The organism is Parabacteroides sp. HGS0025, from assembly GCF_000969845.1.
Classification (GTDB): domain Bacteria; phylum Bacteroidota; class Bacteroidia; order Bacteroidales; family Tannerellaceae; genus Parabacteroides; species Parabacteroides gordonii.
The window spans coordinates 344,538-357,057 of sequence record NZ_KQ033903.1; the positions used below are offsets into that span (position 1 = coordinate 344,538).

Genomic DNA, 12,520 nt, shown 5'->3' on the forward strand with positions numbered 1-12,520 from the left:
GATATTAATACTAAAGTAATGAAATAAAGTTCTTCTGTTCGATCTCTGTGAAGAGCAAAAACAGACAAAAACAAGCCCCGGGGAATTCGTTCTCCGGGGTTTCGTTGTTAGAAAAAACTGAGCTATCCCGGCCCTCGAAGAGGGCCAACTGACTTAACCGCTGGTGAAGCGAAGCGCAACCTGCGGTAAGCAGACAATAGAGACAGATCGTCCTCGAAGGGGGCGAATAAGAGCGACAGAAAAGACCCCTGTTCGCCCTCTTCGAGGACGGTTATCAGACGCAGTTATTACCGCAGGTTACGCTTCGCTTCACCAGCGGTTAACATAGTAGGCCCTCTTCGAGGCCCTCAAGGATGCAATAACAGTTACAGCTGTATAGCTCAAATTTGTCAAGAACTGAACCATCTACTATCCCCATCTGCATATTACATATTTAAAATAATCATCAAGATGAAAAAAAAGAGCCCTCATTGGCATCCCTCACATTGGATGCCCTGGCCGGCGAGATCGAACGTCTCCGCCGGATGAAAGACGAGTGCGGCAAGCTGTCGCGCAGAAACGAACGGAGATTGAAACATGGCAAGTCCCTGCTCCGAAACAAACTGGGAGCTGCTGTTATCTATCCCGAAGACAAGCAGCATGTACCCCAGGCGATCTATATTTCCCTCAGCTTCGCACTGAAGGATATCGACCATTCGCTGAAGAACTGTCCCGGCTGCACACACGACGGGCGACTGTTCGGACTGTTTTGCGATATCTTCGGTTTCGAAGTTGCCGAAGCCACCGTCGCCCGCTATTATTACATGGCGGACAAGCACCGGAAACTGGGTAAATAAATATTTTCCCACTCCCCGCAGAAGAAACGACCACCCTGGCCACCGCCACCGGGGAGTCGGGATGCTGTCAGGTACCTTCAGGCACCTTTCCACACCTTCCGGCTTCTCCCGCGGCAACGGCCGGGTGGTCGCTTCCTATGCTTGACAATCAAGATCGGAAACAGTAGCTTTGTATATCAACCAATAAGTTGTATAACCATTAAATTAAGACATTATGAATGCACCCGCCATTTCTTTTTTCGAGCGGCTTTACCTGCCGCCTTCCAAAGCCTACACGCTGGAAGAAATCATTATCCTGATCCGTAGCCGCCGTTGGGAGTACCTGATCGTTGCCTACCGCGCCGCATTGTCGGCAGACGATCGGGAAGGAGCCCGGGAACAAAAGAAGCAGCTGCCGGGATTCACGCCCTCGGGACTCTTCAAGGGTGGCCACCGGGCTAACCAGCTGGAAGCTTACTCGCAGATCGCAGGACTCGATTTCGACCATGTGGCCAACCCTTCGGGGTTGGCTGCCCGGTTGCGCGGACTGGCTACCACGCTGGCCCTCTTCGTCAGTCCCGGCGGACAGGGGTTGAAAGTATTCGTTGCCGTCGATACCGGCGGTGGAGAACACCCTGCCACCTTCGCGGCAGTGGCTGCCTGCTACGAGCAACTGGCGGGACTGTTCTGCGACCGTGCCTGCAAAGACATCAGCCGTTGCTGTTACGTAAGCTATGATCCGGAAGCTTACTACAACCCCGAAGCCGAGGTTTTCTCCCCTTCCACCATCGCCCCGGCACAAGTGTTTGTTCACGATTGGCTGCGCAACCATCCGCCCCTCGAAGGCAACCGTAACCAGACAGTCTACCGCCTCGGCTGCGAGGCCAACCGCCGGGGCTTCGGCTGCGACGAGACAGCCACTTTCTGCGCCGCCCTGTTAACCGCCCCCGACTTTACGGAAGAGGAGATCCGTCTGGCATTATCCTCTGCTTACCAGGGAAATAGCGACGAGCGATCTTCCCGCCTACCCGCGTTACGGCCAGAAGCGGCACTTACGGCATCGCCCGTCGTTTCGGGGGAAGAGCTACGCGAATCGACCCCTCTCCTGCCCGCCGACCTGACAGACCATCTGCCGTCGCTCCTGGGTGAGGCCATTCGTTTCTATACCGATCCGCGCGAACGCGACATGGCCTTGCTGGCAGCCTGCACCGTAGCCAGTGCCTGTTTGCCGGGGGTCTGGGGCGTGTATAACAAAAAACGCGTCTATCCCCACCTCTTTACCGTCGAGGTGGCTCCGGCAGCCAACGGCAAAGGGTGTATCAACGATATGCGCCGCCTGGCCGACCGGTATGCTTCGCTGATCGAGATCGAGACGAAGCGGAAAGAAGAGGCTTACCGGCAGGCACAAGAAGAGTGGGAACTGAAAAAGACGACTGCCCACCGGAAAGGCAAAGCGGTACAGATAGCGGAAGCCCCGCTGAAAGAGTCTACCTGCTACTTCCTGATCCCTACCCAGATAACGAAAGCCAAGCTATTGGTGCATCTGGCCGACAACGGCGAAACAGGCGGCCTGATGGTCGACAGCGAGATCGATACCCTGATCAGCGCCTCGCGACAGGATTACGGGCAGTTCGACGACCTGCTGCGCAAGGCGTTCCACCATGAGCCGGTGGCTTCGTCGCGTAAGACGGATAATGAAATGATCCGTATCCCCCGTCCCCGTCTGGCCGTGCTGCTGGCCGGGACACCGGGACAGTTTCCGCGCCTGATACCTGATACGGAGAACGGACTGGTGAGCCGCCTGTTGCTCTACACCTGCCGCAGTAAGGCTGTCTGGCAGGATGTGTCGCCCACGGAAGATACGGAAGATTTCGAGTCTCATCTGGACAGTCTTTCCGAAAGGATGGCCGATGCCGCCGAGCTATTGCGTAAACGTCGTTTGCAGGTACGCCTCACCGCGCGGCAGTGGGAAGAGCTGAACCGTCATTTCGGCCGTCTGCTGGGCGAGTCGGATGTGTTTGGCAGCGATGATTTCCTGAGTGTGGTGAAGCGTTACGGGCTAATCACGTTCCGCCTTTGTATGATCTTTACCGCTCTCGATGTGGCCGGCCTCGATTACGGGGTGGACGAACGTTTCTGCAGTGACCGTCATTTCCGGGCGGCAATGGCGATCACTGGGGTCTGCATCGAGCATAGCCGTCTGTTGATGACGCAGTTGCAGGTGGATACCGAGACGCCCGAACTGAGTTGCCCGGACAATTTCCGGAAGATATTCAACAGTTTGCCGGAGCAGTTCACCTTGTCGGATCTCTACCCGCTTTGCCAGTCGGCAGGGATCGGCGAACGAGCCGTGCGCCGTTATCTCTCGCGCCTGCAACCGGCCTTCATCACCCGCCTGTCGCGTGGCGTCTACCGCAAAACAGAGGGGATGCCGTAAATGCCGTAAGTGCCGCAATGTTTATTATCTCCCGTTTCCCTACATTTTACCCTATAACCTGTCGCCCGACACCCTATAAGGTGGAAAGCGATACGTTATAGGGTATCAGGAAGCAGGGTATAGGGTAGAAAATTTGTACGTCACATACGTATGCGTAATGTCGATGATCGGAAGATGGCTTCCGGCAGCCCGACTTATTCCGCTTTCCGGATCAGGTCGGCTGTTTGTCCTTCTTCTTTCAGGTAGGTTTCGATATGACGTTTCTTCTTATCTTCAAGAATTTCATTGATGGCGATCAGGATACCTGTTTCTTCCACATCCCCGAACTCGTGGTTGATGGCTGTACCGAATACGCGCATCTTTGGAGAAAGGCTCATGTAGGCATTTACAAGCGGCGGCACATTGATACCGAACTTACGCACTTCCTGGTTCAGCACCTTGTAATTATCCTTGAAATTATCATACCGGAATAAAGCCTTCATTTTCTCCAGATCCATATCCGTCTGCAGCGGGTAGACAGGTGTCACCAGCTTATCCGCATCCGGGAAATGCATACCCAGAAAATAAAGGATCATGTTGCGGGCTTCCGTATTATAGGTATTATACATCGTTACTTTCCCGAAATAATACTGCAGGCTCGGATCGACGACCGACAGGGCGCCCAGTCCGTCCCACAAATTATCCAGCACGAACAAACCTTTTGCACCGGCGCGCGTAGACTGATATTCCAAAGTAACAAAAGAGCGGCCCAACTCGACCGTATAAGGAAGGAATTCTTTATTGAACTTTTCAGAGAAGTTAAACAGGTGGGAAGTAGCCAGCATCGGCTTACCGTTCTCATCGAACTTGACATCCGAACCGCAAAGGAAACGATAACCACCCAGTATCTGTTCATCTTCCGGACTCCAGACGATCAACTGACGATAGGCATCCTCCATCGTATCGAACTCGTCGATATCTACCGGAAAGCCGGTTCCCCCGCCATAATAACGAAATGCGATTTCACGCAAACGCCCGATTTCCTGCATTACATTAGGCGAGTCATGGGCGGTTACAATATATATTTCATTGTTTGATTTATTCGTGCTGCGGAGCTTCTTCTCTTTCGTCAGTTCCGCCTTAAGGATTGCACGATCAATCGGTTTAATAATGTCTTGCATATAAATAGAGTCTATGATTTCCTGAGATTATAAACAAGTGTTCTTACCCATTCGGCCCATTCGCCCGGCTTCTTACTTGTGTCGAAGGTCTGCCACGGAATAGGCTCCCCGAAATGGATACGGAACGTTTTATGTTTGCACCGAAACATTTCGTCCGGCAGATAAAGCATTTCATAGTTCATCTTAATCCCCAACGCCTTACGCAGATTAGCCAGCCGATAAAAGAAATTGGAGTTCCTTCCTTCGAAATAAACCGGCACCACATCCCGTTTATGTTCGACGGCCTTCTGGATAAACGATTTCTTCCACTCGGGATCTTGTATCTTCCCGTCTATCTTACGGGAACAAAGACCAGCCGGGAACGTCACGATCTGATTATCCGAAGCATACGCTTCATCGATCAACCGGGCATTGTTCTTTCCCTGTGCACCGTGCTTATTGATGGGGACAAAAATGGATCTTAAATTAGACAGGTAGAGTAACAGGTCGTTTACCAGATAACGGATCTTTCCGTTATAATGCTGGCCGATCACTGCCGACAGGCAGATACCGTCCAGTCCTCCCAGCGGATGATTGGATGCAAAGATATAGCGTCCTTCCGCAGGAATATTTTCTTCATTCACCAGTTCCAGGGTCAGATCAAAGTAACCGATCAGTTCCTTCATAAAATCAACCCCATCCTTATCATGATACCGCGTAAGGATATCATTCAATTCATCCTGGTGAATGGTACGGATCAGATAATTGACAATAAAACCGGGAATTTTGCCGGCCACCGAGGGAGCCTTCTGTTGCAATACCTGTTTTACATCAATTTGTGTAATACCTTCTTGTGCCATGCTACATAACTCTTGTCAGGTGACAAAGATATAGCTAATAATTAAAACTGAATGCATTCGGCAAAAGTTTTTAAGAAGTTTCAATTTCTTCTGTTACCGTTCGTTAGCCCGGATATAAAATAAATCGGTAGTTGCGTCCGTTATACATATATATTATACCTTTTCCGTATGCCCGAATATGAGTCCGTATCCGCCTCCGGCAAATTCATATTTTTTGCATAAGTTGAAACAAAATAATCAATAATTATGTTTTTATACACAAGAACGAAGCTACAACTATTCCTTTCGGAAGGAGAATATAAGGCTAAAGCACTGTTTTCAAAAGGGATATACAAAATAACAGGTGGACAGGCAAACTATATTTAACATAATAAGCCTACGTTTTTTACCTTTTTTGTGTGAATATTAAACTAAAATGAGCGTTATTTGTTCTGTTAAAAAGAGAAAGTATTTCGAATGAGGAAATCGACTATTTGGTTACTCGCTATTGTAATGGCATTTGCATTTGCCGGCTTGCTTTTCCTTCAGGTTAAGTACGTGAGCATCATACTCAAAAAAAGTAGCGAGCAATTCAACGAAACAGTAAAAAGAAGCCTGCATCAGGTATCAAAAAACCTGGAGCTCGACGAAACACGTAAATATCTCGAAGAGGATATCAAGCGTGATGAGAATGAGTATCTGCAAAACAGCCAGGATGCACAGAAGAATCTTGCCCAGACAATCAGCCAGCAGAAATTACAGATACAGGATGCCAACGGAAATATCCTGCATATAGAGCAGTTACACAGTTTCAGCCAGAAATTCGAACCGCTGTCGTCGCTGGATAAGAAACAGGCATCCAACAACATTGTCAGTACCTCGCAGGATTTGCAGAAAACATTGAAGCGCCGTTTTCAATATCAGGATGCTTTGATGAAAGAGGTCGTGTATAGTATGTTATACACGCCAAACCTTAAGCCTATTCAGGAGCGGGTGGATTTTAAGAAACTGAATAATTACTTAAAAACAGAATTTATTAACAACGGTTTGAACTTGCCGTTCATATTTCTTGTTATTAACAAAGATGGTAAAACAGTGTACCAGAGTGGGGAAATAAAGAAGGAACCTATTGCGTCTGATATCATTACGTATGTATTGTTCCCGAACGATCCTCCCTCGAAGCAGAATTATCTGAAGGTATATTTCCCGACAAAGGGTGATTATATTTCAAGTTCTGTAACATTTATTGTACCGTCTGTCGTCTTCTCGCTGATACTTTTGGTAACGTTCGTCTTTACCATATATATAGTATTCCGCCAGAAGAGACTGTCAGAAATGAAGAACGACTTTATCAACAATATGACGCACGAGCTGAAAACACCGGTTTCTACGATCTCCCTTGCGGCACAGATGTTGAAAGATTCGGATATTACCAAGAGCCCCGACGTGTTCAAACACATATCAGGAGTTATTAATGATGAAACGAAGCGACTGGGCTTCCTGGTAGAAAAAGTGCTTCAGATGTCGTTGTTCGAACGGCAGAAAGCAGCACTTAAACTGAAAGAAGTAGATGCAAACGATCTGGTGATCAGTGTAGCGAACACCTTCGTCCTGAAAGTAGAAAAGTATGATGGCTCACTCGACATTGACTTACAGGCAACGGACTCGTCCATCTATGTAGATGAAATGCATATCACCAATGTACTGTTCAATCTGATGGACAACGCAGTGAAATACCGCCGCCCGGAAGTGCCGCTTACATTGATGGTAAGAACTTGGAACGATAACAACGGGAAACTGTTGATTGCTGTTGAAGATAATGGTATCGGGATCAAGAAAGAATACCTTAAGAAAGTGTTCGACCGCTTCTTCCGCGTACCTACCGGAAACGTACACGACGTAAAAGGTTTCGGCTTGGGACTGGCCTACGTCCGTAAAATTATCGAGGACCATAAAGGTACGATCCGTGCCGAGATCGGTCCCGGAAATGTTGGAACAAAATTTATTATTACTTTACCTCTTATAAAAAGTTAGTTATGGAAGAAAAACTGAAAATCTTCTTTTGTGAAGACGACGAAAACCTGGGTATGCTATTAAGAGAATACCTACAGGCAAAAGGTTATGTAACTGATCTCTTCTCTGATGGAGAAGCTGGTTACAAAGGTTTCACCAAAGGCAAATATGATCTTTGCGTATTAGACGTGATGATGCCGAAAAAAGACGGTTTCACTCTTGCACAGGAGATCCGTTCAATAAATCCTGATATTCCAATTATTTTCCTTACTGCAAAGACAATGAAGGAAGATATCCTGGAAGGATTCAAAATCGGTGCAGACGACTATCTGACAAAACCGTTCAGCATGGAAGAGTTGTTGCTTCGTATCGAAGCGATCCTTCGCCGTGTGAAAGGTAAGAAGATGAAAGACATTCCTTTCTACAAGCTTGGTAATTTCTTGTTCGATACTCAGAAACAAACACTGGCTATCGGCGACAAAGTAACAAAGCTGACTACCAAAGAATGTGAATTGCTGAGCCTTCTGTGTGCACATGCAAATGAAATTCTGGAACGCAACTATGCACTGAAAACAATCTGGGTAGATGACAACTACTTCAATGCCCGTAGTATGGACGTGTATATCACAAAACTTCGTAAACTGTTGAAAGATGATCCAGGTATCGAAATCATCAACATCCACGGTAAGGGTTACAAACTGATCACTCCTTCAGGAGAAGAACAGGCCCGCGAAGAAGGTATCCAGGTACTTTAATGAACAAATCCCGAAGCTGGTCAGCCATAAGCCGACCGGCTCCGGAAGATGAAATAAGAAAGGCATTGCTGCTCGATGAGCGGGCAATGCCTTTCTTATTATAGATGTCGGACACTTAGATAGCTGCGCCCTCGAAATATCCGTGTTCTTTAACTACGTTTCCTTTGTCATCGAAATAGACTTTCAACTCTTTCTGCTCGCGGGTCAGCAGGACAACCTTATATTTTACATACGTGCTATTGTTTGATACATAAACCGACTTGATCAGGCAATCCTGATAGACCTTGTTCACCCCTTCCAGCAAGATCTGGGGAATCTCCGTGATATCTATTTCATAGAACTTATCGACTTTCTCTGTTTGCATTACAACATTATCCGGTATGTTCCGGGCTTGGATCTGTGACATAAATGCGACGCTCATGGCGATTATCGCCATTAAAACAATCTTTTTCATACTTTCTTTTTTACCTTAAAAACCTAATACCTTAATTTACCTATTCACCCATACTTATCAATATCCGTGCCAAAAACAAATGACAAAAGAGATCTTTCGATAACAGGCTGTAAACGCGCGGCTTGTCTCTCTTCAAAATTCTCTGCCGGAAAAGATGAAAAACAGTTCCGAAGCGCAAAGTGTGGAATATTTCCATAACTCATTGGGTAATTCCCCAAACAGCTTCGTCCATAAACCATCCCTATCTCCCGTTTGTTTATCTTTTTATACGCCGGTAGCCGTGTTAAAAAAATTGCTACCTTTGTAGACTTGAGATAAAATAAACGATCCGGTATATAAATACAGTGATAACCAGCATGAAACAAACGAGTATAATAATCACTTTCCTCTCAATTCTTCTGCTAACCGCCTGCGTAAGCAAGCAGACAGAAGGAAATATAGTAACAGTAACAATCGAACCCCAACGCTATTTTGCCGAGAAGATAGCAGGGGATAAATTCAAAATAAACTGCGTGGTACCAGCCGGACAGAGTCCCGAAACGTACGATCCTACACCTCAACAAATGATACAGGTAGGGAAAAGTATGGCTTATCTGCGTATCGGCCCTATCGGTTTCGAACAGGCCTGGATGGATAAGATACGCGAGAACAATCCGAAGCTGGAAGTGTTCGACACTTCCGAAGGGATGAACCTGCTTACCGAAACGGAAGAAGACAGCCACGCACATAATCACGACGGCCACGATCACAGTGCTCATGCCGGAGAGGACGGGCATCACCATCATCATCATGGGGGAGTAGATCCGCATATCTGGAGTTCCATCACCGGAGCCAAAGTTGTAGCCTGGAATACATTGAATGCCTTTATCGCATTAGATCCCGACAATACGGAATATTTCTGGAAGAATTATAACGAACTGGTAGATGAAATAGATAAGACCGAGGGCGAGATCAAGCAATTACTCGACCCGCTGACCGATCGTACCTTTATTATCTACCATCCGGCCCTGACCTATTTTGCAAACGAATTCAACCTGACACAACTGTGTATCGAAATGGATGGCAAGGAGCCGTCACCGGCCCAACTGAAGATGCTGGTGGAGACAGCCCGCGACAACAATGCCCGTGTAGTCTTTATCCAACAGGAATTCGACCAGAAGAATGCAGAGTTGATCGCCAAGGAAACAGGATGTAAACTGACTGTGATCAATCCGCTGGCTTATCACTGGTCGAAAGAAATGATACATATAGCAAAAGCACTGGCAGATGGACAAGCTCATTGAAATAGATAAGATAACAGCCGCCTACGGAAATAAAGTTGTCCTGAAGGATGTCTCCCTGACTGTATGGAAAGATGACTTTCTGGGAATTATCGGGCCGAATGGCGGTGGAAAGACTACTTTGCTGAAGGTGATCCTCGGATTGCTTCAGCCTGTATCGGGTTCTATCCGATTTTATCAGGATGGTGTGCCTGTATCTTCCCTTCGGATCGGTTATCTGCCCCAGTTGAACAATATCGACCGGAAGTTCCCTATCTCGGTCTGGGAAGTAATAGCTTCCGGACTGGCTGCCGAAAAGCCCCGTTTCCGTTCGTACACAGAGGCGCAGAAGCAACGTATCGATGAAGTGATCCGGCAGATGGGACTCGAAGACCTTTATACCCGGTCGATCGGTGAATTGTCGGGCGGTCAGCTGCAACGTGTCCTGCTGGGGCGTTCAATCGTATCCCGTCCGCAATTGCTTATTCTGGACGAACCGAATTCGTATGTCGACAAGCGGTTCGAGTCGCGTTTCTATCAGTTGTTGGAAGAGATCAATAAGGAGAGTGCGATCATTCTTGTTTCGCACGACATCGGAACCGTCCTGGCGATGGTAAAGAATATAGCCTGCGTAAACGAAACATCACACTATCATTCCGGCGTGGATGTCACCGAGGAGTGGCTGGGCGAGAAATATGCCTGCCCGATCGAATTGATCGGACATGGTAACCTGCCGCACCGGGTATTGAAAACACACGAACACTAATTCTATTTTTTCCATGTCACACCCACTTTGTTTAATCTCATTGCCGGAACTCGGCGTTATCGTTGGCATCGCTGTTATTCTGTTTGGCTGCAAGGCGGTTTCGCAGAATCCTTTTATCAGCCGGGGGCAGAAGATCGTCTGGATAGTAATTATTGTCGTACTCAACTGGATCGGCCTGTTGTGGTATTACTACACCTATTATATGAAGAATAAAAACTAAGATATGAAGATATTGATTACAGGAGCAAGCGGTTTTATCGGCGGTTTTCTGGTAAAAGAAGCGTTGCGCAGAGGATATGAAACCTGGGCGGGTGTACGTGCCAGCAGTAGCCGGGAGAACCTGCAGGATGAACGGATCCGTTTTATCGATCTCAAATATAACAACCCGGAAGCGTTGACAGCGCAACTGGCCGACTTTGCCCGTGAGCATGGCGCGTGGGATTATGTGATCCACAATGCCGGCCTGACCAAAACGACAGATAAAAAAAGCTTCTTCCGTATCAACGCAGAATATACGCATCACTTTATAGAAGCACTGGCTGCTGCCGGATGCAAACCGAAGAAATTCCTTTTGATGAGTAGCCTGAGCAGCTACGGCCGGGGAGACGAAAAGACCTTCCGTCCGATCCGCCTGGATGATCCGCAGCAACCGGATACGGCTTACGGAAAGAGTAAGCTCGAAGCCGAGAATTATATACGCAACCAGTCTCATTTCCCTTATGTGATCTTGCGTCCGACCGGTGTCTATGGCCCTGGTGAGAAGGATTATTTCATGGAGATCAAAAGTGTAAAGTCCGGACTGGATTTTGCCGTAGGCGCTATTCCCCAGCGTATCACATTTATCTATGTAAAAGACTTGGCTACCGTGGCTTTCCTCGCATTGGAAAACGAAGCGATCCGCAACCGCCACTACTTCGTGGCCGACGGGGATGTGCATACCGACGAGTCGTTTGCCCGGATGATACAGGATATACTCGGAAAGAAGCGGGTACTGCATGCCCGTATTCCGCTGGGATTAGTCAATATTGCCTGCCATTGTTCCGAATGGATCGGCAAGCTGCTGAACAAAAGCATGACACTGAACACCGATAAATACATCATCCTGAAACAACGTAACTGGATTTGTGATGTTACGCCGCTTCAGGATGAGCTGAACTTTACTCCCGAATATCCCTTACGTAAAGGACTGGAAGAAAGTATTGAATGGTACCGGAAGGAAGGGTGGCTGTAATCAGTCTATCTTCTTGACTGAACCCAACCCTGCCTTATCCATTTTTATGGTAGGGTTTCCTTTATATTTCACTGTTCCCATCCCGGCTATCTGGGCATTGATCCGGTCTTTTGCATACGTTTCAATCGTTCCTTTTCCGGCGATCTCGCACGATAAGGTCGAGAGTTCATAATCCAGCGCACGCACTTTACCGTTTCCGGCTATTTCAAAGTCTGCTTTTTCGCCTGCACCTTTCAGGTTGAATGTGGCTTGTCCTGCAATTTCTCCTTTAAATGTCCTCGCATATAGTGCATCTGCATTCAAAGTACCTTTTCCGGCTGAACTTACTTCCATTTGGTCAACAGTCACAGTATCTCTTAACTCTAATGTCGTATTACCCGCCATACTGAATTTCACCTTCTCATTTGACGCGAATTTACCGTTCAGATTAAACACGTCAATCCCGGCCAGATCGGCTTTTTTCAAGGAAGAAGAATTAGTCGTGATCGTAAATTCCGTCGGACGGAGCCTTACCGGTTTCTTGTCGCGATCTTTCAGACGGATAACAAGTTTCTTTCCATCCGTCTTGAACTCAAACAGATCGTAAATATTCTGATCCACCGTTACAGTCAAAGCCGGAGCCGATTCCTGCTGCGAATAATTGAAGATGATGGAAGATCCCTGTACTTCAATCGCATCATAATCGGCGACATCGATCGCCTGGGTAATTACGTCACCATTGCCTTTGATAGACGGCATAAAGATACATCCCGAAGTGAGCAACAGGATGACGGACAGTACGGATAAATAGAGTGTTGTTTTCATATTGTTTT

At 47.4% G+C, this 12,520-nt stretch carries 13 protein-coding genes and 1 pseudogene; 9 read left to right on the forward strand and 5 right to left on the reverse strand.

Going from position 1 to position 12,520, the window contains the following annotated elements:
* Positions 1–470 precede the first annotated feature (470 nt).
* Positions 471–836 (forward strand): hypothetical protein, encoded by a 366-nt coding sequence (locus HMPREF1212_RS18570; protein ID WP_046150636.1) that lies wholly within the window; start codon positions 471–473, stop codon positions 834–836.
* Positions 837–1,050: 214 nt separating this feature from the next.
* Positions 1,051–1,509: pseudogene (locus HMPREF1212_RS27380) on the forward strand (BT4734/BF3469 family protein); the annotation flags it as partial.
* Between the two features lie 296 nt (positions 1,510–1,805).
* Here the strand turns inward: HMPREF1212_RS27380 and HMPREF1212_RS27385 are convergent.
* Positions 1,806–1,970 carry a hypothetical protein gene (locus tag HMPREF1212_RS27385; protein ID WP_232430205.1) on the reverse strand — a complete coding sequence of 55 codons (165 nt, stop codon included), beginning with the start codon at positions 1,968–1,970 and terminating at the stop codon, positions 1,806–1,808.
* Between the two features lie 31 nt (positions 1,971–2,001).
* Between HMPREF1212_RS27385 and HMPREF1212_RS27390 the strand changes: the two genes are divergently transcribed.
* Positions 2,002–3,252: a DUF3987 domain-containing protein gene (locus HMPREF1212_RS27390; protein WP_232430196.1), complete on the forward strand. Its 1,251-nt coding sequence runs from the start codon at positions 2,002–2,004 to the stop codon at positions 3,250–3,252.
* 194 nt (positions 3,253–3,446) lie between these two features.
* Here the strand turns inward: HMPREF1212_RS27390 and HMPREF1212_RS18580 are convergent, their stop codons facing one another.
* Both HMPREF1212_RS18580 and HMPREF1212_RS18585 read right to left on the reverse strand, forming a co-directional pair.
* Positions 3,447–4,412: a GNAT family N-acetyltransferase gene (locus HMPREF1212_RS18580; RefSeq protein WP_046150638.1), complete on the reverse strand. Its 966-nt coding sequence runs from the start codon at positions 4,410–4,412 to the stop codon at positions 3,447–3,449.
* Between the two features lie 11 nt (positions 4,413–4,423).
* Positions 4,424–5,251 carry a 1-acyl-sn-glycerol-3-phosphate acyltransferase gene (locus HMPREF1212_RS18585; RefSeq protein WP_046150639.1) on the reverse strand — a complete coding sequence of 276 codons (828 nt, stop codon included), beginning with the start codon at positions 5,249–5,251 and terminating at the stop codon, positions 4,424–4,426.
* Between the two features lie 456 nt (positions 5,252–5,707).
* Here HMPREF1212_RS18585 and HMPREF1212_RS18590 point away from each other — a divergent pair, with 456 nt between their 5' ends.
* Complete coding sequence (locus HMPREF1212_RS18590; protein ID WP_028727136.1) at positions 5,708–7,264, forward strand: sensor histidine kinase; 1,557 nt, start codon at positions 5,708–5,710, stop codon at positions 7,262–7,264.
* Between the two features lie 2 nt (positions 7,265–7,266).
* Entirely contained in the window at positions 7,267–7,998 is a 732-nt protein-coding gene (locus HMPREF1212_RS18595) for a response regulator transcription factor RprY (RefSeq protein ID WP_005861388.1), read from the forward strand.
* Positions 7,999–8,113: 115 nt separating this feature from the next.
* Here the strand turns inward: HMPREF1212_RS18595 and HMPREF1212_RS18600 are convergent, their stop codons facing one another.
* Positions 8,114–8,452: a hypothetical protein gene (locus HMPREF1212_RS18600; protein ID WP_046150640.1), complete on the reverse strand. Its 339-nt coding sequence runs from the start codon at positions 8,450–8,452 to the stop codon at positions 8,114–8,116.
* A 356-nt stretch (positions 8,453–8,808) separates the two neighbouring features.
* Between HMPREF1212_RS18600 and HMPREF1212_RS18605 the strand changes: the two genes are divergently transcribed.
* From HMPREF1212_RS18605 to HMPREF1212_RS18620, 4 genes are read left to right on the forward strand one after another with little or no spacing between them, the layout of a single operon-like run.
* Positions 8,809–9,735, forward strand: a complete 927-nt coding sequence (locus HMPREF1212_RS18605) for a metal ABC transporter solute-binding protein, Zn/Mn family (protein WP_046150641.1) — start codon at positions 8,809–8,811, stop codon at positions 9,733–9,735.
* Positions 9,719–10,477: a metal ABC transporter ATP-binding protein gene (locus HMPREF1212_RS18610; RefSeq protein WP_046150642.1), complete on the forward strand. Its 759-nt coding sequence runs from the start codon at positions 9,719–9,721 to the stop codon at positions 10,475–10,477. The genes HMPREF1212_RS18605 and HMPREF1212_RS18610 overlap by 17 nt, the downstream gene beginning before the upstream one ends.
* 13 nt (positions 10,478–10,490) lie before the next feature.
* Positions 10,491–10,697 carry a hypothetical protein gene (locus tag HMPREF1212_RS18615; RefSeq protein ID WP_028727141.1) on the forward strand — a complete coding sequence of 69 codons (207 nt, stop codon included), beginning with the start codon at positions 10,491–10,493 and terminating at the stop codon, positions 10,695–10,697.
* A 3-nt stretch (positions 10,698–10,700) separates the two neighbouring features.
* The gene (locus HMPREF1212_RS18620; protein ID WP_046150643.1) at positions 10,701–11,708 is read left to right on the forward strand and encodes an NAD-dependent epimerase/dehydratase family protein; all 1,008 of its coding nucleotides are present in this window, start codon (positions 10,701–10,703) and stop codon (positions 11,706–11,708) included.
* On the opposite strand, the gene HMPREF1212_RS18625 is transcribed toward HMPREF1212_RS18620, so the two are convergent.
* The gene (locus HMPREF1212_RS18625) at positions 11,709–12,512 is read right to left on the reverse strand and encodes a GIN domain-containing protein (protein ID WP_028727143.1); all 804 of its coding nucleotides are present in this window, start codon (positions 12,510–12,512) and stop codon (positions 11,709–11,711) included. It lies immediately after the preceding gene.
* Between the last annotated feature and the right edge of the window lie 8 nt (positions 12,513–12,520).